The organism is Rhizobium sp. AB2/73, from assembly GCF_020871915.1.
GTDB classification, from domain to species: domain Bacteria; phylum Pseudomonadota; class Alphaproteobacteria; order Rhizobiales; family Rhizobiaceae; genus Rhizobium; species Rhizobium dioscoreae.
In genome coordinates this window covers 661,059-683,824 of sequence record NZ_CP067072.1, presented here as the reverse complement: position 1 = coordinate 683,824, position 22,766 = coordinate 661,059, and the positions used below count along the sequence as shown (strand labels likewise).

Genomic DNA, 22,766 nt, shown 5'->3' with positions numbered 1-22,766 from the left:
CGTGAATTTCGGGCTCAGCGAAGAACAGGAGATGATCGTCAAGACGGTCAGCGACTTCGTGGAGACGGAGATCTATCCGCACGAAAACGAGGTCGAGCGCACTGGCTTCGTGCCGCCCGATCTTGGGTTGGAAATCAAGCGCAAATGCATCGAGCTGGGCTTCTATGCCTGCAATTTCCCGGAGGAGGTCGGCGGCGCGGGGCTCGATCACGTCACCTTCACGCTCGTTGAACGTGAGCTCGGCCGCGGCTCGATGGGACTTACGGTCTTCTTCGGACGCCCATCCGGCATCCTGATGGCCTGCGAGGGCGAGCAGCGCGAGCGCTACCTCTTGCCGGCGGTGCGCGGGGAAAGGGTCGATGCACTCGCGATCACCGAGCCGGACGCCGGCTCCGACATGCGCGGCATGAAATGCGCAGCAAGGCAGGATGGTGACGATTTCGTGCTCAACGGCACGAAACATTTCATCTCGCACGCCGATGTCGCCGATTTCGTCATCGTCTTTGCCGCCACCGGCGAGGAGGATACCCATCGAGGCGTCAAGAAGAAGATCACGGCCTTCCTGGTCGATCGCGGCACGCCAGGCTTCGACATCCTAAAAGGCTATGACTCGGTTTCCCATCGCGGCTATCACAACTGCATCCTGAACTTCACCGACTGCCGCCTGCCGAAGTCGCAGGTGCTCGGCGAGGTGCATCGGGGCTTCGATCTTGCCAATCAGTGGCTCTACGGGACCCGCCTGACGGTTGCCGCCACCTGTGTGGGCCGGGCACGCCGCACTTTTGAACTCGCCCTGCCCTATGCGGCCGAGCGCAAGCAATTCGGCAAGCCGATCGGCGCCAATCAGGGCGTGTCCTTCAAGCTCGCCGACATGATCACCGAGATCGACGCAGCCGATCTGCTCACACTGTCGGCCGCCTGGAAGCTCGATGCCGGCATTCCGGCCAACCGCGAGATTGCCTCGGCCAAGCTCTACGCCTCGGAAATGCTTGCCCGCGTCACCGACGAGGCAATCCAGATCTTTGGCGGCATGGGCCTGATGGACGACCTGCCGCTCGCCCGTTTCTGGCGCGACGCCCGCGTCGAGCGCATCTGGGATGGCACGTCTGAAATCCAGCGGCACATCATCAGCCGCGACCTGCTTCGGCCGTTCGGAGCATGAGCCCGTGACCCAGTGCTCGCTCGATCGCCTGATCCGACCCAGAACGATCGCCGTCTTCGGCGGCAGAGAAGCACGACGCGTCATCGAGCAATGCGATCGCATGGGCTTTACCGGCGAAATCTGGCCGGTGCATCCGACACAGGAAAGCGTCCTTGGCCGCCGCTGCTATCGCTCGGTCGCCGACCTGCCTGACGCGCCGGACGCCGCTTTCATTGGCGTGAACCGGACGCTTACCGTCGATATCGTGAGGGAACTTTCCGCCAGAGGCGCCGGCGGCGCCGTCTGCTATGCCTCCGGCTTCAGCGAAGCCGTGGCGGAACTCACTGACGGGGCGGATCTGCAGCGCGCGCTCGTCGAAGCTGCCGGCGCCACGCCGATCGTCGGGCCGAACTGCTATGGCATGATCAACGGACTGGACGGCGCCCTGCTCTGGCCGGATCAGCATGGCATTGTCAGAACCGAGCGCGGCGTGGCGATCCTCACGCAATCCTCCAATATCGCCATCAATCTCAGCATGCAGAGGCGCGGCCTGCCCATCAGCTATCTGATGACGGCGGGCAACCAGGCACAGACCGGGCTGTCGGACCTTGCCCGAGCGGTCCTTGAAGATCCGCGTGTCACGGCCGTCGGCCTGCATATCGAAGGCTTCGGCGATATAAGGGCACTGGAAGCCCTCGCCATGCGCGCCCGAGAGTTGAAGAAGCCCGTCGTCGCACTGAAAGTCGGCAAATCCGAACAGGCTCAACGCGCCACCGTCTCGCATACGGCCTCGCTTGCCGGCAGCGATGCGGTGGCCGACGCCGTTCTCGAGCGTCTTGGCATCGGTCGTGTCGCAACGCTGCCGGAGCTCATCGAGACGCTGAAACTACTACATGTCGCGGGCCCCCTCGAAAGCAATGCCATCTCCTCGATGAGCTGTTCGGGCGGCGAGGCGTCACTGATGGCCGATGCCGCTGTCGGCAGGAATGTCGAATTTCGAGCGTTGAAAGCCAAACAATTGCCAGCCCTGCGCGCGACCCTCGGCCCGATGGTGACGCTTTCCAATCCGCTCGACTACCACACATTCGTCTGGGGCGATCTGGGCCGGCAAACGGAGGCTTTCAGCGCCATGTTCGCGGGCGACTATGCCCTCAATCTGCTTGTTCTCGACTTCCCGCGCGGGGATCGTTGTGATGGCGCCGACTGGATGATTACTGTTGCGGCGGTTGCAGCGGCAGCGAAACAGACGGGCGCGCGCGCAGGCATTCTGGCGACCCTGCCGGAAAACATGCCGGAAACGATTGCCGAGGAGTTGATCGAAGCTGGGATCGTGCCGTTTTGCGGCATCACCGAGACGCTGGTGGCTGCAGATATCGCCGGCGGTATCGCCAAGGCCTGGAATAGGCCGCAGCCATTGCCGCTCCTCAACGTCTTCATCACCGAAGGCGAGTTCGAAACCCTGAGCGAAGCTGCCGCCAAGGCGGAACTTGCGGCAGCGGGCCTTGCCGTCCCGCGCGGCAAGACTGCATCCACGCCAGGCGAGGCGGCCGATTGCGCGGAACAACTCGGCTTTCCAGTCGTGCTCAAGGCGCTCGGTGTCGAACACAAGTCCGACGTCGGCGCGGTCAAGCTCAACCTATGGGATAGGAATGCCGTCAGAGACGCGGCCGAAGGCATGGCCTCTGTTGCGCACGGCTTCCTCATCGAACAGATGATCGATCGCCCTATCGCGGAGCTGATCGTTGGCGCCGTCCGCGATCCGGTCGTTGGCCTGACATTAACCGTTGGCGCGGGCGGAATTCTCGTGGAAATGCTTGAGGATTCCGTCGTTTTGCCACTCCCCGTGACGAAAGCCGAGGTTCTCGAGCGGATTTCGCGGCTGAAGGTTCGGAAACTGATTGAAGGCTATCGCGGCAATGCAGGCAGCAGCCTCGAAATCGTTGCTGACGCCGTCCTATCAGCGGCAGAATATGTCGTAACGAACGCTGCAAAGCTTGAAGAACTAGACATTAATCCATTGATGGTTCTAGCAGAATCTCGGGGCGTCATTGCCGCGGATGCTCTCATTCGGCAAAGGAGGTAGCGGAAGTTGCAAGACCCCATTCGAACCCGCTCCGAAGACGGCATCCTCGAGGTCATCATCGACCGGCCCAAGGCGAACTCCATCGATCTCGCGACCAGCCGCAAGATGGGGCTGATCTTTCGCGACTTCCGCGACAACCCGGATCTGCGCATCGCCATCGTCACCGGCGCCGGTGAGAAATTCTTTTCCGCGGGCTGGGATTTGAAAGCGGCCGCCGCCGGCGATGCTGTCGACGGGGATTATGGCGTCGGCGGTTTCGGGGGCATGCAGGAATTGCGTGATCTCAACAAGCCGATCATCTGCGCCGTCAACGGCATTTGTTGCGGCGGCGGGCTAGAGATCGCTCTGTCAACCGATCTCATCATCGCCGCGCCGCACGCGACCTTCGCTTTGCCCGAGATCCGCTCCGGCACCGTCGCCGATGCGGCGTCGATTAAGCTTCCGAAGCGCATCCCCTATCATATCGCGATGGATATGCTGCTGACCGGCCGCTGGCTCAATGTCGAGGAAGCCCATCGCTGGGGTTTCGTCAACGAGATTGTCATGGCCGACAAGCTGATGGACAGGGCGTGGGAGCTCGCCCGCCTGCTCGCAAGCGGTCCGCCGCTCGTCTACGCAGCGATCAAGGAAATCGTTCGTGAGGCGGAGGGTTCGACGTTTCAGACTGCCATGAACAAGATCACCAAACGGCAGTTTTCAACCGTCGACATCCTCTATTCGAGCGAAGATCAATTGGAAGGCGCACGGGCTTTCGCAGAGAAGCGAGCCCCCATCTGGAAAGGAAGGTAGGAGGCGGCAGCAACCGCAGAATTTCCCGCATGCTCGCGGGCGACAGGCTTCAGGCGGAAGAGGAACCGTGACCTGAAGTGGCTTGCTTGGGAGCTTTGTCAACACGGCAAGAAGAAGGAACAGGGGAATGAACGATTATACGAAATATCTGACCAGCCGCGTTACCGCCGGCGGGCTTAGCCGCCGTGAATTCATGGGACGCGCGATGGCCGCGGGCGTGACTTTGACGCTCGCCGACAAACTCTTTACCGAAAGCGCAATGGCAGCCGAACCGAAGCGCGGCGGCCATCTGAAACTTGGCCTTGAAGGCGGCGCTGCAACCGATTCCAAGGATCCGGCGAAATTCCTGTCCCAGGTCATGTTCTGCATCGGCCGCTGCTGGGGCGACATGCTGGTGGAATCTCACCCGCTGACAGGTGCCGCCGTTCCCTCGCTCGCTGAATCCTGGGAGCCGTCGAAGGATGCCGCCACCTGGACCTTCAAGATCCGCAAGGGCGTCAAATTCCACAACGGCAAGGACCTGACGATCGATGACGTCGTCGCCACGCTCAAGCGCCATACGGATGCGAAATCGGAGTCGGGCGCGCTCGGCGTCGTGAAGTCGATCAAGGAGATCAAGGCCGATGGCGACAACCTCGTTTTGACCTTGACCGAAGGCAACGCCGACTTGCCGTTGCTGTTGACCGACTATCACCTCGTTATCCAGCCGAATGGCGGTTACGACGATCCCCTCGCCTCGATCGGTACCGGCCCTTACAAGCAGATCAGCTTCGAGCCGGGTGTGCGCGCCACCTTCGAGCGCAACAAGGACGACTGGCGCACGGACCGCGGATTCGTCGATTCAGTCGAGATCATCTGCATGAACGATGCGACAGCGCGTATCGCGGCGCTTTCGTCCGGTCAGGTTCACTACATCAACCGTGTCGATCCGAAGACGGTGGATCTTCTGAAGCGCGCGCCGAACGTCGAGATACTGGCCACCGCCGGCCGCGGCCATTACGTCTTCATCATGCATTGCGACAAGGCGCCCTTCGACAACAACGACCTGCGCCTGGCACTGAAATACGCCATGGACCGCGAAACCATGGTCAAGAAGATTCTTGGCGGCTACGGCAAGGTCGGCAACGATTTCCCGATCAACGGTACCTATGCGCTCTTCCCCGAAGGCATCGAGCAGCGCAAATATGATCCCGATAAGGCCGCCTTCCATTACAAGAAGTCTGGCCATAGCGGTTCCGTGCTGCTGCGCACGTCGGAAGTCGCCTTCCCCGGCGCCGTCGATGCCGCAGTTCTCTATCAGGAAAGCTGCAAGAAGGCGGGGATCAATATCGAGGTCAAGCGCGAGCCGGGCGACGGATACTGGACGAACGTCTGGAACGTCCAGCCCTTCTCCACCTCCTACTGGGGCGGGCGGCCGACGCAGGACCAGATGTATTCCACCGCCTATCTCTCGACGGCGGACTGGAACGACACGCGGTTCAAGCGCCCCGACTTCGACAAACTCCTGCTTCAGGCCCGCTCCGAACTGGACGAAGCCAAGCGCAAGGAGCTCTATCGCGCCATGGCAATGATGGTGCGCGACGAAGGCGGCGTCATCCTGCCGATGTTCAACGACTTCGTGAATGCCTCCACCAAGCAGGTGAAGGGCTATGTCCACGATATCGGCAACGACATGTCGAACGGCTATGTCGCGACCCGCGTCTGGCTGGACGCTTGATGCCTGAAGCGGGCGAGAACGCCCTCATCCCCAACGCAGCCGGGACCGCGAAAGCTTTTCGCGGTCCTCCCGACGTTTCAGGCAATTTCAGGAAAATGCGCAGCTGTTTTCCATTCGAAATTGCGTAAAACAACAAGAGAGAGCGGCACAGCGATTCCTGTAAAACATGGAACCGCTCTCAGTGCGAGGCATCGGCCATGTCCAATTCACCTCCCGGCACCGTTCTGCCCGGGCTGAGGTTCAAGCAGCGTTTTCCGCTGCTATCCCTCATTATCGAGCGTTGCGTGCTCAGCATCATTTTGCTGTTTGCCGTCTCGGTCCTGATCTTCGGCGGGCTCGAAGCCCTGCCCGGCGATTTCGCCACCACTTATCTCGGCCAGTCGGCAACGCCGCAGGCGGTCGCGAATATCCGCGAAGAGCTTGGCCTCAACCGGCCGGTTGTCACCCGCTATGTCGAATGGCTCGGCAATGCCGTCAAAGGCGATTTCGGCACCTCCTGGGCCAGCAAGAATTCAGTTGGCGAGCAAATAGGCAAGCGGCTCGGCAATTCGCTGTTTCTAGCCGGCTTTGCGGCGTTGATTTCGGTGCCTCTCGCCGTGTGCCTGGGCATGCTCGCCGTCCATTTCCGCAACCGCATGCCTGATAAGATCATCAATGTCATTTCGCTGGCGGCGATCTCCCTGCCGGAATTCTTCATCGGCTATCTCCTCATCATGTTCTTCTCCGTCAAATTCGGTATCGCGACCTTTCCGGCCACGGTTTTCGACGGTATGGGCTTCATCGACCGGCTGAAAGCAATCGCGCTTCCGACCGCAACTCTGGTCCTTGTCGTACTCGCTCACATGATGCGCATGACGCGGGCGGCCATTCTCTCCGTCATGTCTTCGGCCTATATGGAAACGGCGGAACTGAAGGGGCTCTCCGCCTTCCGCGCCATCGTCAAGCACGCCGCCCCCAATGCGCTGGCACCGATCATCAATGTGATCGCGCTGAACCTCGCCTATCTTATCGTCGGCGTCGTCGTCGTCGAGGTTGTCTTCGTCTATCCGGGCATGGGCCAGTATATGGTCGATGCGGTGACGGTGCGGGATATGCCTGTCGTCCAAGCCTGCGGCCTGATCTTCGCCGCCGTCTACATCTTCCTCAACATGACGGCCGACATTCTCGCCATCATCGCCAACCCGCGTCTGAGGCATCCGCGATGAGATTGAGAGATATTCCCATCACCGCCTGGGTCGGCATCACAGGTATTCTGATCGCCTTTATCTGCGCGATCTTCGCGCCCTGGATCGCCCCTTTCGGCGAGACGGAAGTTGTCGGCAACGTCTGGCAGCCGGCCGATGCGCAATATTTTTTCGGTCTCGACAATCTCGGCCGCGATATCCTGTCGCGTCTGATCTACGGCACCCGCACGACGCTCTTCGTCGCACTGGCGGCAACGATCATTTCCTTCTCGCTCGGCATCATCCTCAGCTTCACCGCCGCCGTCTCGCGCGGATGGATCGACACGGTCTTTTCGCGCTTCAACGACCTGATGATGTCGATCCCGACGCTGATCTTCGCGCTCGTGGTGCTCGCCGTCCTGCCGCAGAACCTGATTGTGCTGATCCTCGTCATGGCGATCCTCGATTCCACCCGCGTCTACCGCCTCGGCCGCGCCGTGGCGCTCGACGTCGCGGTCATGGAATTCGTCGAAGCCGCCAAGCTGCGCGGCGAAGGCAAGATCTGGATCATCTTTCGCGAGATCTTGCCGAATACGCTATCGCCGCTATTGGCGGAATTCGGTCTGCGCTTCGCCTTTTCGATCCTGTTTCTCTCCACCCTCTCCTTCCTCGGCTTGGGCATCCAGCCGCCGGCAGCCGACTGGGGCGGCATGGTCAAGGACAATAAGGATGGCATCATCTTCGGCATCTCCGCCGCGCTCGTGCCGGGCTCCGCTATTGCGGCACTCGCAATCTGTGTCAATCTGGTGGTCGACTGGCTCCTAAGGCGCACCTCCAGCCTCAAGGGAGGGCGTGGCGATGCCTGAGCTTCTTTCCGTCCGTAATCTCAAGATCGAGGCAACCAGCTACCCGCCGGGCGAGCCGCCAAAACGCGTCACCATCGTCGATGGCGTTTCCTTCGACTTGCAGAAAGGCAAGGTGCTCGGCCTGATCGGCGAGTCCGGCGCCGGGAAGTCCACCATCGGCCTTTCCGCCCTCGCCTATGGCCGTGGTGGCGCCGAAATCACCGGCGGCCAGGTGTTGCTCGACGGCACCGACATCCTGCCGCTCGGCAAATCCGGCATCCGACGGATCCGTGGCGCCCGGGTCTGCTACGTCGCGCAATCGGCAGCGGCCGCCTTCAATCCGGCGCATCGGCTGGGCGATCAGGTCATCGAAGCAACGGTGAAACATGGCCTGATGACGAAGGAGGAGGCAAGGAAGCGGGCGCTCTATCTCTTCCGCGTGCTTGGCCTTCCCAATCCGGAAACCTTCGGGGACCGCTATCCGCATCAGGTTTCCGGCGGCCAGCTGCAGCGCGCCATGACCGCCATGGCGCTCTGCTCCAATCCGGAATTGATCGTCTTCGACGAACCGACAACCGCGCTTGATGTCACCACGCAGATCGATGTGCTGGCAGCGATCAAGCACGCCATTGAGGAGACGCATACCGCCGCCCTCTATATCACCCATGACCTCGCCGTCGTCGCCCAGATTTCCGACGACATCATGGTGCTGAGGCACGGCAAGACGGTGGAATATGGCAGCGTCCAGCAGATCATCGAGGAGCCGCGGCAGGACTATACCCGCGCCCTTGTCAACGTCCGCCAGGAGATACGTGCAGAAGCCGCCGATCAGACGAGCGCGCTTTTGAAAGTGGAAAATATCAGCGCGCAATATTCGAATGGTTTCAAAGTATTGCACGATGTTTCTCTACACGTTCCCAAAGGCCAAACTTTGGCAGTGGTCGGCGAGTCCGGTTCCGGAAAATCGACGCTTGCGCGCGTGATTACCGGCCTGCTGCCGCCGAGCGACGGGCGGATTTCCTTTGACGGCAAGCCGCTGACGCCTGCCTTGAAAGACCGCTCGCGCCAGGAGCTGCGGCGTATCCAGCTGATCTACCAGATGGCGGATACCGCAATGAACCCGCGTCAGACCGTGCGCGATATCATCGGCCGTCCACTGACTTTCTACGATGGCCTGCATGGCGCGGCCAAGACCGCACGTGTGAAAGAACTGCTCGATCAGATCGAGATGAGCAACGGTTTCATCGACCGCTATCCGGCCGAGCTGTCGGGCGGCCAGAAACAGCGTGTCGCCATCGCACGTGCGCTCGCGGCCAAACCGGAACTCATACTCTGCGACGAGCCGACCTCGGCGCTCGATCCGCTGGTTGCCGAAGGCATTCTGAAACTGCTCCTGAAGCTGCAGGAAGAGTCGCATCTCTCCTACGTCTTCATCACCCATGACATCGCCATCGTGCGCGCCATCGCCGATAGCGTTGCGGTGATGCATCGCGGCAAGCTCGTTCGCTTCGGCCCGAAATCGCAAGCGCTGTCGCCGCCCTTCGACGACTACACAGACTTGCTGCTGAAATCCGTTCCGGAAATGGAGATCGGCTGGCTGGAGCGCGTGCTGACGACGCGGAAGATGGAGAGCGCCGGAAATTGAAGGTTCGGGATCTTTAGTCCAACAGCGCAGCCTGGCTCGATTTCATCCCAATGGAAAGCTCAGCGCGCAAGGCGCGCGCTGAGTTCGCGAGCGAGCGTACCGGCGTTGCGGCCGATAATCATACTCTGGTGGTTGCCGGCAACATCGACCCAGTTCGCATGCGTGAGAAAGCGCCCCCATATGGTCTTGGGATCACAATCGACCGGTGAGCCTTGCAGGCTGCGGTAGAAGGTCAGCTCGCCGTCATAACGGCCCGGTTTATAAAGACCCTTCATACGCAGGAGTTGTCTGGCAGCCGCATCATAGAGCGGCGGATATTCGCCCATCCATTGCGGTGCCAGCTCCGGATAATAGGCCGAATGCGGATCGGCGTAGCGGAAAGAAAGGGGCTTCAGTTTTTTTGCGAGGAGTTCTCGTCGCCCGATAACCGACCTGCTGGCCTGAGCCGATACTTGACGGCGTGGCTGAGAATCGGTTTTCCGCAGGTTCTTCTTTCTGGTTCGGGCGCGCCTCCAGCGTTGCCACATGAACCTGCCCCAGGTCATCAGCGGCCACTCCTGCTCGCCAAACGGGGTATCAAGCATGCCGAGGAATGCAATCTTCTGCCCCTGCGCTCTCAGGACGCGGGCAAGCTCCAAGGCAAAAACACCGCCAAACGAATAACCGACCAATCGATATGGCTCGCTGATCCCTGCTGCCTGCAGCGCTCTCAGCGTGCTTTGGACCTCGTCTTCCACCGTTGCCGGATGTCGACGATCGCGATTGAAGGGCGTCAACGCAACGCCAAGAATCGGCCCTGGAAAGCGGATTTCCTTGATCAATTGCTGCATTTCCAGGAAGCAGCTTGCTCCGCCGGCAAATAGCAGCAATGGCGCCGCGCCCTCCCCGCCACGGAGCTCTATGATTTTCGGAGAGACCGAGAGGTCTTCGTGATTGGAAATTGCAAGGCCGAGGGCATCGAGGGTGCGATGGCGATAGAAGACATTGACATCCAGCTCCTCCCCGGTTTCGCTCCACAAGCGCTTGATGAAATTCAAGACCCGGTTGACTGAAACGGCATCGGGAATGTCGGCTTCGTCGTCCAAATTAATCTTTGCTTCTTGGCGAAGCAGATCGCTGACATAGGCACACGCACTGGGATCTGCATCCGTTCTCGCAGAGAAAAGCATCTAACCGCCCCCGAATGTTCAAGCATGCGCCACCGACATTAAGATAGGCTGCAATCTTATAAAGCGACCCTTAATATATTCTGTAAGGCACAACTTTTTATTGCATTTGAAGGCTCTCTCCATTGACCAGCTGCATCATCCCCGACCTGACGGCCATGAGCAGGCGAACCGGACAATCGTGGTTTTCAATACTCGGCCGGTACCGCATAGACTTCTGCGGATGGATCGGCGAGGAAAGAGCGTACCGTCGGCGGCAACTGGCGCGATGACAGCGGCAGCGGTCCGCAGCGCGACAGAAGTTCACGAAGGTCCGGCTCGGTGCCGACATGGCGCCAGATCATCCGCGAGGCATAGGGGAGGTTTTCCCTTCGCCAGGAGACACCCATTGTCGTTCCGCGCAGATAGACGCGCTGGTGCTCATCGAAGGGCAGGAGTATCGTCTGCGACAACATGGAATTCGAACCTACCACACGCTCCGTGACGAAGATACGGTTTCGATAAAACGCCGCCAAACCTACGTATTTCGAGAATTGCTGAATGCCGTTTCCAGGATCGCGCAGACGTTCCATCGACTTGACGTGCATCAACCCACCCTGCTCGATCAGACGGCTGCACGAACACACAACCATTCCGGGCCAGGACGGCGAACGATGATAGGTCTGGAAATAGCCGATGTGACGCCTGAGCGCGATCAGGTTTCCGGGAAACGCTTTGAGGAGATCGGAACCTTCCTTGACGCCGAGGGCAGGTTTGCGAAGACGTTCGCGAAATAGCTTCGGAGCGAGGCCAAAGTCCGCTGCATCAAGATCGAAATAATCGGCGATGCGCGCCAGATTATGGGCAGAGGGCCTCGTCTGGCCGTTGATATATCGGTTGAATTGTTGCCGGTTGATATCGATTGCACGGCACAGATGCGAAATGGAGCGTTGGGTTGCGCAGGCAATTTTTAGGTTCTCGACCAAATGAGGCATCGGCAGCTCCGTATTCAAGACTGCTAGCGTAAACTCGCTTAAAGATGCGTCAAGTCGCGAAATTGCGTGAAGCAGCCTGACCTCTACGCTCCCACCTACAAAATGCAAACGAGGGAACTGTCATGACCCATGAAAAGGATCAATCTTCTTTGAGCATCGGCCGCCGCCACTTCCTGGGCGGTGCCGTCGCGCTGGGCGCTTTGCCTGCCCTCACCTCCGGCCTCCTGATGCCGCGCGATGCCCGCGCACAGGCAGCGAAGCGCGGTGGTCATCTGAAACTCGGCCTCAAGGGCGGCGCCACCAGTGATGCGCTCGATCCTGCGACCTATAGCGCCTCCGTCTTGTTCGTCGTTGGCCGCCTTTGGGGCGACACACTCGTCGAATCCGACCCTAAGACCGGCGCGCCCTTGCCGTCGCTGGCAACTTCCTGGACACCATCAGCGGATGCATCCGTCTGGACGTTCAAGATCAGGAATGACGTGCAGTTTCACGACGGCAGCAAGATGACGGTTGCCGACATCGTTGCGACATTGAAGCGGCATGCGGACAAAAATTCGCAGTCGGGTGCTCTTGGGCTTATGGCCTCAATTAAAGGCATCGAAGAAAAGGCGGGCGATCTCGTCCTCACGCTTTCGGAAGGCAATGCGGATCTGCCTCTCCTTCTCACCGATTACCACCTGATCATCCAGCCTAAGGGTGGCGTCGAAAAGCCGGCAGCGGCTATCGGTACAGGCCCTTACATTCTGAAAAGCTTCGAGCCGGGCGTTCGCGCCACCTTCGAGAAGAACCCTGGGGATTGGCGCTCCGACCGGGGCTTCGTCGATAGCGTCGAAATCCTCGTCATCAACGACAACACCGCCCGCATTGCAGCGCTCGCCTCCGGTCAGGTTCATTTCGTCAACAATGTCGACCCGAAGACCGTGCCGATGCTGCAGCGGGCACCGGCCGTCGAGATCGTCCGCAATGCCGGCAAGGGCTTCTACTGCTTCCTGATGCATTGCGACACGGCGCCCTTCGACAACGCCGATCTGCGGCTTGCGCTGAAATATGCCATCGACCGCCAGTCGATCCTCGACAAGGTTCTGGGCGGCTACGGGACGATCGGCAACGACTATCCAGTCAATTCCAACTACGCGCTTGCCCCGACCGATATCGAACAGCGCCCTTATGATCCAGACAAGGCCGCCTTCCACTTCAAGAAATCAGGCCTCGATCGCCCCGTTCAGCTGCTGACGTCAGACGCAGCCTTTCCGGGCGCCGTGGATGCGGCGATCCTGTTCCAACAAAGCGCACGCAAGGCCGGCATCACGATCGACGTCAAGCGCGAACCGGAAGACGGCTACTGGACCAATGTCTGGAATAAGCAGCCCTTCTGCGCCTCCTTCTGGGGCGGTCGTCCGACGCAGGATTCGCGCTACTCCACCTCCTATCTGTCAACCGCCGAGTGGAACGATACGCGCTTCAAGCGCCCCGACTTCGACAAGTTGGTGCTGCAGGCGCGATCCGAGCTCGATGAAGCCAAACGCAAGGTGCTTTACCGACAGCTGGCAGTGATGGTGCGCGACGATGGTGGCCTGATTTTGCCCGTCTTCAACGACTACATCATGGCATCTTCGAAGACGCTGAAGGGATACGTCGACGATATCGGCAACGATATGTCGAATGGCTACATCGGCAGCCGCGTATGGTTTAATGCCTAAGCCTCTTCGGGATATATGACCATGTCAGACCGCAGCTTCACGACCATCGAAAATCAGTGGATCACCCTGCAGGACGGAACGCGGCTTGCCGCGCGCATATGGATGCCGGAAGGGGCGGAGAGCGATCCCGTGCCTGCCGTTTTCGAGTTCCTGCCCTACCGCAAGCGCGACGGAACAAGCCCGCGTGATGAATCTACCTACCCGATCTTTGCCGCAGCCGGGATTGCCGGCGTGCGTGTCGATATAAGAGGCTCCGGCGAATCCAGCGGCGTCATCGATGGCGAATATACAGAGCTCGAGCTTGCCAATGCCTGCGAGCTGATCGCCTGGATCGCGGCGCAGCCATGGTCGAACGGCTCGGTCGGCATGATGGGCATTTCCTGGGGCGGATTCAACTGCCTGCAGGTCGCAGCCCTGAAGCCCCCGGCGCTGAAAGCGGTGATTTCGATCGCCTCCACCGTCGATCGCTATAATGACGATATCCACTACAAGAACGGCTGCCATCTCTCCGCCCAGCTCTCCTGGGCGGCGACCATGCTCGGCTATCAATCGCGCTCGCCCGACCCGGCCATAGTTGGCGACGACTGGCGCGATATGTGGCTGGAGCGCCTGGAACAGGAACCCTTCTTCATGGAAGAATGGCTCCAGCATCAGCGCCGCGACGACTTCTGGCGGCATGGCTCCATCTGCGAAGATTTTGCAGGCTTCGATATCCCCGCCATCGTCATCGCCGGCTGGGCTGACGGTTATCGCAATACGCCACTGCTGGCGATCGAAGGCCTCGGGGATAAGGCGAAGGCGCTGATCGGTCCATGGGTCCACAAATATCCGCATTTCGCCTGGCCGAAGCCGCGGGTCGATTTCCACGGAGAGGCCATCGCCTGGTGGAACCACTGGCTGCGCGGCGAACGCAACGGCGCCGAGACCATGCCATCGGTGCGCGCCTATATTCTTGACGCCATAAAACCCGCCAAACGCCGCGACTTCGACCCCGGTTTCTGGATCGCGAAGCAAGAATGGAAGCAGCCGGAGATGCAGTGCTTCTATGTCGAACAATTCGGCACGCTGATGGAAGGCATGCCGATCCCGCATGCGCCGGAACATCCCGTCTATCTGCGCTCACCGCTCGATACGGGCACGGCGTCGGGCGAATGGTTTACTCTGAAGCCGGATGCGGAAATGGCAATCGATCAGCGCGTCGATGATGCCGGGTCGCTGACCTTTCAAACGGCGCCGCTGGTCGAGGATCACGACTATCTCGGCCGCCCCATCGTCACCTTGACGCTCAGATGCGATGCCGAAACCGCCAATCTCTGCGCAAGGCTCGTCGACATCCACCCGGACGGCACCGCGACCCGCGTCTCTTTCGGCGTGCTCAATCTCGCCCATCGTAACGGCAATGCCGCGCCGGAGCCGCTGATCAAGGGTCAGCAGGTCAGAGTGACAGTGACGCTCGATGCCTGCGGCTATCGTTTCCGCAAGGGGCACCGCATCCGCCTGTCGCTGTCGACAGCCTATTGGCCGATGGTGCTGCCGTCACCGGAAGATCTGGGCCTGACGATCGATATCGCCTCCATCGGCCTTGCTTTGCCCAAACTCGGTGCGCATGAGATTATTGACATCAAGCAGCCCGACAATCCCGATCCGCTGCCGAAATATATCGAACATGCACCAGGCTCGACGAAGCGGCAGGTGGTGCGTGATCTCTCGGCCGGCGTCACCCGCTATGAAATTCATGAGGACACCGGCCTTTCCGAACATCCCGGTACCGGACTTTCCACACGGCAGCTGCGCGAAGAAGTCTGGTCGATCACGCCGGACGATCCGCTATCGATGACAGGCATCTCGACATGGACCTGCGACATGAGCCGCCCCGGCTGGTTCGTCCGCACCGTGGCAACGTCGTCCATATCCTGCACGGCAAAGGACTGGGTAATCACCGCCTCGGTCGTTGCCTATGAGGGCGAGACCGAAATCTTCCGGAAGACCTTCGAGGAAAAACGTATCGCCCGCGACCTGATGTAGTTCAGCGCGATCCGGCAAACCGGCTTGCCGCCGCGCAGATGGCGGCAAAGCCGGCCCGAGCGCCTTCGCTCATATGCCGTGCCCGCAGCCAGGCATGCACCATCTGCGGCTCCTCACGGAACCAGACCTCGATCCCTGCCTGCGCGAGACGCGCCGCATAATTGCGTCCATCGTCGCGCAGCGGATCATAATGAGCGACGGTGATGAACGCGGGCGGAAGGCCGGCCACGGACGCCAAAGCAAGCGGCCCTGCCACCGGATTGCCTTCCGGCGCCTGCAGAACTGTGCGGTAATAGGCAACATCGGCCGTCGTCAGGCCCGGGGCATTGGCCATTTCCTCATAGGAGCCGGAGACGAGATCGCCGCCGAGTGCGGGATAGATCAGGATCTGACCGACGATGCCCGAAAGCCCTTCGGCTTGCGCGCGCACCGCCAGCCCGGCTGCGAGATTGCCGCCGGCACTGTCGCCGATCAGCACGACTGACTTCTTCTCGGCGAGCAGTTGCTTGAGAACGCTGAAACAATCATCCGTCTGTGCCGGCCAGCGATATTCCGGCGCCAGCCGGTAATCGACCGAGACCAGCTCGGCGCCGGCATGATCGGCGACCTCGGCGCAGATCGCATGATGGCTATCGAGCGAACCGACGACGAAACCGCCGCCATGGAGATAGAGGAGTATCGTTGTCGTACGGATGTTGGCGGGCCTGTAACGCCTGACGGGAATCGTTCCGGATACGAGATCATCCGCAGTCAGCATGCCCTCCGGCAAGGGGTGATCGAAACGAGCGCAAAGCGCGTCATACCATTGGCGCTGCTGTGCGATGGAGGCCGTTACCGCATCCGGCGGGTAGAAGGAATCACAGATCTCCATGAACTGCAGGATGCCGGCTTCGCTCGGCATGGGACGCTCAACAGAGGTCATCGGATATCCTCGATTCGTGCCACTGCATCGACACTACGCGGCGATGCAACCGAACACTTCTCTGCCTACGGCCAGCACCGCCGCGATGGCGACATCTTTACCGAAAGCTGCGAGGGTCAATCAGCTGCAAATACGCTGCTTGATGGCAAGGAAAAGCCCGTCGGCATCTGCATGCATTGCGCGTTGGACCAAGTCAACGCTGCAAGCGCGAGTGCCGCGCCAATCACAAGCCGAAGCATGATGTTTCTCCATCCGTATTGCTGCCATCGCGAGGCCAGTTACGTCGCGGGGCATTCGATCGTTAGGACGTGCCGTGGAAGCGGCAGGGTTCCATCTATATTGACCTCGTGAGGCTGACTTATGGCAAGAGTTGATTGCCTGCGAGGGAGGATCCGCTCGGTGCTGGCCCGACCGCGGGTTGGACCTTCACCTTGCGTGATATTGCTCGTCCGTCACATGCTCCAGCCAGTCCACCACCTTGCCGTCAAGGTGTTCCTGAATGGCGATATGGGTCATGGCTGTCGTCGGCGAAGCACCGTGCCAGTGCTTCTCATTCGGTTCGAACCAGACGACGTCGCCTGGGCGGATCTCCTCGACCGGGCCGCCTTCGCGCTGAACGAGACCCAGGCCGGCGGTGACGATCAAGGTCTGGCCGCGCGGGTGGGTATGCCATGCCGTCCTCGCACCAGGTTCAAACGTGACGCTGCTCGCTGCGGCGCGCCGCGCATCATTAGCCACAAAGACCGGGTCGATCCGGACTGTACCGGTGAACCAGTCCGAAGGGCCTTTGCCGGAGGGCTGCGCACCGTTCCTCGTGATATCCATGATGACCATCCTTTCCCGCGATGAGCCGTGACGGCTCCGCTGCATGAGGACAATCTAGCCTGCAATTGACAAAGCGGTAGAGGGCCATCGTCGTATAGACTTATGAATTGGAGCGATAAATGTCGTTCCGCCAGACCTACGACGCCATCAAGCTACGGATGCTGCGATCTGCCGATTGCAGCAGCTCGAAAGCTTCGTAACGCCGTTCATGCAACGCCCTGATGGTACCATCAGCCGGCTCGAACCTATTCGCCAGCCGCGACATGGCAGCCATGGCTCCCACAAGCGAGCCGCAATGGCCGCCGGCTGTGGCGCCGAGCATGGCCGCACCAAGAAGAACGGGCTCCTCCGTATCGGCGACAGCGACAGGTCTGCCGGTCGTATCCGCCAGAAGCTGGCGCACAAGGCCGCTTTGGGCAGCTCCGCCGCTGGCGATGATGAGATCGCAGGCAATCCCGTCCTGCGCCAGCCTTTCGAGCAACTGCTTGAGGCCATAGCCGATGCCGCAAAGGCCGGCGACGTAGAGCGCGACAAGATTATCGATACCGGTTTCCAGCCCGAGGCCGGAGATGACGGCGCGGGCGTCTGGATCGGCATAGGGTGAGCGATTGCCGAGGAATTCGGGCACGACTTGGATGGACAGCGCGAGCTTCACCGCGTCGGACGCATCCTTGACCGCCTTCATGGCCTGCCGGTCAAGCCAGGCGACGAGCGACAAGTCTTCCGCTTCGGCCCTGGCACGCGCCTCACCACTTGCCGGATGCATGGTAACGAGATGATCGATCGCCGCCCCTGCCGCGGATTGACCGCCTTCGGTCAACCAGAGGCCAGGCACCATGGCTGAATAATAGGGTCCCCAAACGCCATCGACGAAGACAGCGTCATCACTCGACGCCATCGAGCAGGCAGAGGTGCCGAAGATATAGGCGAGCCTGTGCCTGACATCGGCTTTGCCGTCCGGTCCCTGCCCGCCGAGCGTGCCAACGCCACCCGCATGGGCATCGATCAGCGATGCGCCGACCGGCGTACCAACGGCGAGGCCAAGATCGCCGGCGGCAACGTCGTTCAAGCCGCCACCAAGTGCCGTACCCGGCTCGACGATCTCGGTGCCGATCCGCACAAAGCCTTCGTCGGCCAGCTCACCAAGACCGATATCCTTGAAATATTGCGAATCCCAGCGCTTCTCGTGAGCGAGATAGGTCCATTTGCATGTCACCGTGCACACGGATCTCTGCAGCGAGCCGGTCGCGCGCCAGGTCAGATAGTCGGCGAGATCAAAGAAATGATCCGTAGCCGCGAAGGATTGCGGCAGGTTTCGCTTCAGCCACAGGAGCTTCGGCGTCTCCATCTCGGGCGAGATGCGGCCGCCGACATAGCGCAGCACGGCATGATTGCCGGAATTGATCTCCGCCGCCTCGCCGGCCGCCCGATGATCCATCCAGACGATGATGTTGCGACTGGCATCGCCGGATGGCCCTACAGCCACCGGCTGGCCATCCGCCTTGACGGCGACCAGCGAGCATGTCGCATCGAAGCCGATACCGGCGACATCACCGGCTGCGATCTCCGCCGTTGCGACAGCCTCTTTGACGCTGTCGCAGACTGCTCTCCATATCTGCTCGCTCGACTGCTCGACGATGCTGCCGGCCTTGTGCCAGATGGTGATCGGCCGCTTGGCGGCACTGAGCAGATGACCATGCGCGTCGAAAATCCCGGCCCGGGCACTGCCGGTGCCGACATCGATGCCGATGAAATAGGGTGCTGTCATCAGAGATCCGTACTCAAAGGCAGGATCACCAGATCCCGGATTACGATGTTCCGCGGTCTCGATAGCATGAAGAGCACCGCTTCCGCCACTTCCGTTGCCTCCATGAGGCCGCCCGCGGCAATCGCCTCGTCAAGCTTTGCCTGCGGCCAGTCGCTGATCAGCGCCGTCACCACCGGCCCCGGCGCCACGGCGCCGACACGGATGCCGTGCTTGGCGACCTGACGCCGAACCGTATGCGTAAAGGCCTGAACGGCATGCTTGGAGGCCGTGTAGATCGGCTCCCAGACCACCGGCACCAGACCGGCGATCGAGCTCGTCATGATGATATCGCCGGTCTTGCGTTCGATCATATGCGGCAACACCATTCGAACCGAGCGGAAGGCCGCGTTGATATTCAGATCCAGCATCCGGTCCCAGGAATCGGGGTCGCCTTCCGCCACCTCGCCGCCGATATAAGCGCCAGCATTGGCATGGAAGATATCAAGCTTGCCGAACTTGCCAAGAATCTGCGGCATCATCGTCGCCACGCTCTCGGGGTTCAGAAGGTCGACGACGACGGGAAAGGCGTTCGGCCCCAATTCGGCGCAAAGGCTTTTCAGGCTGTCTTCGGCCCGGTCGACGAGGGCGACGCTGGCGCCCTCTTTCAATAGCGATTTGGCGCATTCCAGGCCAATTCCAGAGGCAGCCCCGGTGATGGCGGCGACCTTGCCGGCAAAATCCTGTCTCATAACAATCCTTACCTTCTTGAAGAAATCAGCCGCGCCCATGCGAGGCACGGGAACGACGGGCGAGCGAGTCGACGATGACGGCAATGGCAAGAACTGCGCCTGTGATCATGTAGCGAAGCGCCGACGACAGATCGAGCATGGTGAGGCCACTGGCGATCGACTGGATGACGATGATGCCGAGCAGGGCCGAATAGGCGCTGCCGCGACCGCCGAAGAGGCTGGTGCCGCCGATGACAGCCGCCGCGATCGCATTCAGATTGACGTCGCCGGTGCCTGCCTGCTGGCTGGCTGAGGCGAGACGTGCCGCCGCCAGCACACCACCAAGGGCCGCGAACATGGCGCAGAGAACGAAGGCGCTGGTATAGATGCGCCGGACATTGATGCCGGCCCGGCGCGCTGCCTCGCGATTGCCGCCGACGGCGGACATCGACCGGCCCCATTGCGTGCGCGTCAGGGCGTAATCCATGACGATAACAAGCACCACGAACAGGGCGAACATCCAGGGAATGCCGCGATCCTGATTGAGGTAGAAGGCCACGAATTCCAGGGCCACGGTGATCACAGCCGCCTTCGCCAGCAGGCCGCCGACGGAGGGCGCGGAGAGGTTCGCCTGCCTGCGTCGCCGCACAGTGCCCAAGCCGGTCGCCAGCAGAACCACACCCGGAATAAGCGCGAAGAGATACGCAAGCGGTCGGGGAATGACGAGGAGCTGGCCGAAATTCACGATCGCCGAGCCATAGGGCAGATTGATCGAGCCGGTGGCGCCAAGCAGATAGAGCTGCATGCCGAGCACGGCGAGAAGACCTGCCAATGTGGCAACGAAGCTCGGCATGCCCAGCCGGTTGAACAGCACAGCATAGATCACGCCAATCACGCCACCGACAATAAGCGCCGCCAGGATCGCCAAGGCCACCGGCCAGCCTTCATTGACCCAGAGCATGCCAACCATGGCCGAGGCAAAGCCGCTGATCGAGCCGACGGAAAGGTCAATCTCGCCGACCATCAGCACGCAGACGATGCCGAGCGAGATGATGCCGACGGTCGAGGCGTCGAACAGCAGGTTGGCGAGGTTGTTGCTGGATAGGAAGGTCGGGTTGAGCGTGCCGAACACCGTCCAGATGATGACGAGGCCGACGACGACGGGCAGCGAGCCGAGATCGCCGGAACGCACCTTGTCGATCGAGGAGCGGATGGTGGCTGCAAGCCCGGTATCATGGTTGACGCGGACGTCGCTGCGGTCTAGCAGCATGGTCGATTGCTTGCTGTCCTGGCTCATGGCTGGCCCCCCTCTCTCAATTCCTGCTGGGCCTGACGTCGCCCTGCCCGGCGCGACACGGCGTTTTCCGTGGCTCCGGTAATGGCGCTGACGAGTTCCTGGTTCGAGGCATCTGGATAGAAGATGCCGTTGTTGCGCCCGAGGCGTAGCACGACGATTCGGTCGGCAACGGCGCGCACATCCTCCATATTGTGACTGATCATGATGACGCCGAGCCCCTTTTCGCGGACACGCTCGATGAGGTTCAGCACTTCGGCGGTTTGTGCGACGCCGAGTGCTGCGGTGGGCTCGTCGAGCATGATGAGTTTCGGCTCAAGCAGCAGCGAACGGGCGATCGCCACCGTCTGCCGCTGACCGCCGGAAAGCGAAGCGATCGGGATGCGCACGCTCGGGATGCGTGCCGCGAGCTCATTCAGCAGCGTCCAGGCGCGAACCTCCATGGCGGTTTCGTCGAGCTTCATCGGGCTCAGCTCCCGGCCGAGAAAGATGTTCGCAACGACATCGAGATTTTCGCAAAGCGCCAGATCCTGAAAGACCGTGGCGATACCGAGATCAAGTGCCGTTGCGGGATCGCTGAGCGTCACCTGCTTGCCCCGAAATGTGATGGTGCCTGAACTCGGCTGATGGACGCCGGCCAGAACCTTGACGAGCGTCGATTTGCCCGCGCCATTGTCGCCGACAAGCGCCACCACTTCACCGGCATGCACATCGAGGTTGATATCCGCCAGTGCCGAGACGGCGCCGAAGTGTTTGGAGATCCCTTTGAGGCTGAGCACAAGCTCGCCGGACGGGGCTCTATGATCGGAAGCGTCACTCATGACTCGCCACCTTCTCGGGTTGAAATGCTATCGGATGCGTTTGCCTCCGGCCGCCGAAGCGGCCGGAGACTGGGAGGAGCAGCGCTTAGCTGCCGATACCGAGTTTCTTGCAGCCATCGGCGTAGCGGTCGTTGCAGAGCTGTGCCGGTGTCTGGATCGGCTTGCCGTTGACCGTCTTGTCGATGATCTCGGCCTTTAGATTTTCTTGCGTGACCAACGCGGGCGTGAAGAGCTTGGTCGGCGTGTCGAAGAGCTTCGTGTCGGCCTTCGGCGTCTCGCCGGAGAGCAGCTCGATCGCAACATTGGCGGCAGCAGCCGCCACGATCTCGCTCGGCTTGGAGATTGTATTATACTGATCGCCCGAAATGATGAGCTGCAGGCCAGCGATGGTCGCATCATTGCCCGTGACCGGCGGCACCGGATCGTAGCCGGCGGCCTTGAAGGCAGCGACGGCTGCGCCACCGGTGCCGTCATTGGCCGCGACGACACCGAGGATCTTCTTGCCGAAGCGGGTGATTTGGCCGCTTGCCCATTGCTGCGCCTTCGGCGGCGCCCATTCCGGCGTGTCAAATTCGGCCAGCACCGGATAGCCGCCGTCGGCGAGACCGGCATGAATGCCCTTCTTGATGAGGCCGGCGGCAGCATCCGTCGGCGAGCCATTAATCTCAAGAAGGCCGCCATCGCCAGCCTTCACGCCCTTCGCCTTCAGATGATCGACCAGCGACTTGGCGATCATTTTGCCGATCTCTTCATTGTTGAAGGAGACATAATAGTCGGCAGCCGCCGACGGGATCGGGCGGTCATAGGCAATGACACGCACGCCCTGGCTCTGCGCGAGCTTCACCAATGAGGCGGCGGCGGTCGAGTCCACCGGGTCGAGTACGATAGCCTTCGCACCCTGCGAGATCGCCGAATTGAACTGCTGCTGCTGACGCGAGGCATCGCCATTGGCGTTCTGGTAAATGACCTTGCAACCGGCGCAGAGCTTCTTCATCTCGGCCTGGAAACCAGGGAAATCGTGCTCCTCATAGCGCGTCGAGCTCTGGTCGGGCATCAGGAAGGCGACGGTCGCGTCCGTCACTTTGGCCGACTGCGCGAAGGCGGAAGTGCCGGCCAGAAGACCGGCCGCAAGCACGGCTATGCCGGCAATTTTCAGTGCGAAATGGTTCATTGGAATTTCT

18 protein-coding genes are annotated in these 22,766 nt (G+C 60.9%); 9 read left to right on the top strand and 9 right to left on the bottom strand.

The genetic code is table 11. The annotated features are described in order from the left end of the window. Position 1 precedes the first annotated feature (1 nt). The 7 genes from I8E17_RS22810 (at position 2) to I8E17_RS22780 (ending at position 9,383) form a co-directional block, all read left to right on the top strand. Complete coding sequence (locus tag I8E17_RS22810) at positions 2–1,162, top strand: acyl-CoA dehydrogenase family protein (RefSeq protein WP_069615476.1); 1,161 nt, start codon at positions 2–4, stop codon at positions 1,160–1,162. Between the two features lie 4 nt (positions 1,163–1,166). After that, entirely contained in the window at positions 1,167–3,224 is a 2,058-nt protein-coding gene (locus I8E17_RS22805; protein ID WP_069615475.1) for an acetate--CoA ligase family protein, read from the top strand. A gap of 6 nt (positions 3,225–3,230) precedes the next feature. Next, positions 3,231–4,013, top strand: a complete 783-nt coding sequence (locus I8E17_RS22800; protein WP_069615474.1) for a carnitinyl-CoA dehydratase — start codon at positions 3,231–3,233, stop codon at positions 4,011–4,013. Positions 4,014–4,140: 127 nt separating this feature from the next. Continuing rightward, on the top strand, positions 4,141–5,730 hold the full coding sequence (locus I8E17_RS22795; RefSeq protein ID WP_069615473.1) for an ABC transporter substrate-binding protein: 1,590 nt from the start codon (positions 4,141–4,143) through the stop codon (positions 5,728–5,730). A 197-nt stretch (positions 5,731–5,927) separates the two neighbouring features. After that, positions 5,928–6,935: an ABC transporter permease gene (locus I8E17_RS22790; protein WP_069615472.1), complete on the top strand. Its 1,008-nt coding sequence runs from the start codon at positions 5,928–5,930 to the stop codon at positions 6,933–6,935. After that, positions 6,932–7,759, top strand: coding sequence for an ABC transporter permease (locus tag I8E17_RS22785; RefSeq protein WP_069615471.1), 828 nt, complete (start codon positions 6,932–6,934; stop codon positions 7,757–7,759). The genes I8E17_RS22790 and I8E17_RS22785 overlap by 4 nt, the downstream gene beginning before the upstream one ends. Continuing rightward, complete coding sequence (locus tag I8E17_RS22780) at positions 7,752–9,383, top strand: ABC transporter ATP-binding protein (protein ID WP_069615470.1); 1,632 nt, start codon at positions 7,752–7,754, stop codon at positions 9,381–9,383. Before I8E17_RS22785 ends, I8E17_RS22780 begins: the two co-directional genes overlap by 8 nt. Positions 9,384–9,442: 59 nt before the next feature. Here I8E17_RS22780 and I8E17_RS22775 read toward each other — a convergent pair whose 3' ends face one another. Both I8E17_RS22775 and I8E17_RS22770 read right to left on the bottom strand, forming a co-directional pair. Next, positions 9,443–10,468, bottom strand: a complete 1,026-nt coding sequence (locus I8E17_RS22775) for a thioesterase domain-containing protein (protein ID WP_229002139.1) — start codon at positions 10,466–10,468, stop codon at positions 9,443–9,445. 269 nt (positions 10,469–10,737) lie between these two features. Further along, entirely contained in the window at positions 10,738–11,523 is a 786-nt protein-coding gene (locus tag I8E17_RS22770; RefSeq protein ID WP_069615468.1) for a helix-turn-helix transcriptional regulator, read from the bottom strand. Positions 11,524–11,645: 122 nt separating this feature from the next. Between I8E17_RS22770 and I8E17_RS22765 the strand changes: the two genes are divergently transcribed. Then, a complete protein-coding gene (locus I8E17_RS22765) occupies positions 11,646–13,223 on the top strand; it encodes an ABC transporter substrate-binding protein (protein ID WP_069615467.1) in 1,578 nt (525 codons plus the stop codon). Positions 13,224–13,244: 21 nt separating this feature from the next. Then, positions 13,245–15,248: a CocE/NonD family hydrolase gene (locus tag I8E17_RS22760; protein ID WP_069615466.1), complete on the top strand. Its 2,004-nt coding sequence runs from the start codon at positions 13,245–13,247 to the stop codon at positions 15,246–15,248. Between the two features lies 1 nt (position 15,249). On the opposite strand, the gene I8E17_RS22755 is transcribed toward I8E17_RS22760, so the two are convergent. From I8E17_RS22755 to I8E17_RS22725, 7 genes are all read right to left on the bottom strand, one after another. After that, positions 15,250–16,170 carry an alpha/beta hydrolase gene (locus I8E17_RS22755; protein WP_069615465.1) on the bottom strand — a complete coding sequence of 307 codons (921 nt, stop codon included), beginning with the start codon at positions 16,168–16,170 and terminating at the stop codon, positions 15,250–15,252. Positions 16,171–16,596: 426 nt separating this feature from the next. Next, positions 16,597–16,998, bottom strand: a complete 402-nt coding sequence (locus I8E17_RS22750) for a cupin domain-containing protein (protein ID WP_069615684.1) — start codon at positions 16,996–16,998, stop codon at positions 16,597–16,599. A 133-nt stretch (positions 16,999–17,131) separates the two neighbouring features. Then, positions 17,132–18,763, bottom strand: a complete 1,632-nt coding sequence (locus tag I8E17_RS22745; protein ID WP_113367292.1) for an FGGY-family carbohydrate kinase — start codon at positions 18,761–18,763, stop codon at positions 17,132–17,134. Beyond that, on the bottom strand, positions 18,763–19,491 hold the full coding sequence (locus I8E17_RS22740) for an SDR family oxidoreductase (protein ID WP_069615683.1): 729 nt from the start codon (positions 19,489–19,491) through the stop codon (positions 18,763–18,765). Before I8E17_RS22740 ends, I8E17_RS22745 begins: the two co-directional genes overlap by 1 nt. Before the next feature lie 25 nt (positions 19,492–19,516). Continuing rightward, entirely contained in the window at positions 19,517–20,767 is a 1,251-nt protein-coding gene (locus I8E17_RS22735; protein WP_069615463.1) for an ABC transporter permease, read from the bottom strand. Continuing rightward, the gene (locus I8E17_RS22730; protein WP_069615462.1) at positions 20,764–21,585 is read right to left on the bottom strand and encodes an ATP-binding cassette domain-containing protein; all 822 of its coding nucleotides are present in this window, start codon (positions 21,583–21,585) and stop codon (positions 20,764–20,766) included. The genes I8E17_RS22735 and I8E17_RS22730 overlap by 4 nt, the downstream gene beginning before the upstream one ends. Before the next feature lie 85 nt (positions 21,586–21,670). Beyond that, positions 21,671–22,756 (bottom strand): sugar ABC transporter substrate-binding protein, encoded by a 1,086-nt coding sequence (locus tag I8E17_RS22725; RefSeq protein ID WP_069615461.1) that lies wholly within the window; start codon positions 22,754–22,756, stop codon positions 21,671–21,673. Positions 22,757–22,766 lie beyond the last annotated feature (10 nt).

Excerpts from the sequence above, each read along its gene's own strand:
- I8E17_RS22795 (WP_069615473.1), top strand. The coding sequence starts at position 4,141 with ATGAACGATTATACGAAATATCTGACCAGCCGCGTTACCGCCGGCGGG.
- I8E17_RS22790 (WP_069615472.1), top strand. The coding sequence starts at position 5,928 with ATGTCCAATTCACCTCCCGGCACCGTTCTGCCCGGGCTGAGGTTCAAG.
- I8E17_RS22785 (WP_069615471.1), top strand. The coding sequence starts at position 6,932 with ATGAGATTGAGAGATATTCCCATCACCGCCTGGGTCGGCATCACAGGT.
- I8E17_RS22780 (WP_069615470.1), top strand. The coding sequence starts at position 7,752 with ATGCCTGAGCTTCTTTCCGTCCGTAATCTCAAGATCGAGGCAACCAGC.
- I8E17_RS22770 (WP_069615468.1), bottom strand. The coding sequence starts at position 11,523 with ATGCCTCATTTGGTCGAGAACCTAAAAATTGCCTGCGCAACCCAACGC.
- I8E17_RS22765 (WP_069615467.1), top strand. The coding sequence starts at position 11,646 with ATGACCCATGAAAAGGATCAATCTTCTTTGAGCATCGGCCGCCGCCAC.
- I8E17_RS22760 (WP_069615466.1), top strand. The coding sequence starts at position 13,245 with ATGTCAGACCGCAGCTTCACGACCATCGAAAATCAGTGGATCACCCTG.
- I8E17_RS22755 (WP_069615465.1), bottom strand. The coding sequence starts at position 16,170 with ATGACCTCTGTTGAGCGTCCCATGCCGAGCGAAGCCGGCATCCTGCAG.
- I8E17_RS22745 (WP_113367292.1), bottom strand. The coding sequence starts at position 18,763 with ATGACAGCACCCTATTTCATCGGCATCGATGTCGGCACCGGCAGTGCC.
- I8E17_RS22740 (WP_069615683.1), bottom strand. The coding sequence starts at position 19,491 with ATGAGACAGGATTTTGCCGGCAAGGTCGCCGCCATCACCGGGGCTGCC.
- I8E17_RS22735 (WP_069615463.1), bottom strand. The coding sequence starts at position 20,767 with ATGAGCCAGGACAGCAAGCAATCGACCATGCTGCTAGACCGCAGCGAC.
- I8E17_RS22730 (WP_069615462.1), bottom strand. The coding sequence starts at position 21,585 with ATGAGTGACGCTTCCGATCATAGAGCCCCGTCCGGCGAGCTTGTGCTC.
- I8E17_RS22725 (WP_069615461.1), bottom strand. The coding sequence starts at position 22,756 with ATGAACCATTTCGCACTGAAAATTGCCGGCATAGCCGTGCTTGCGGCC.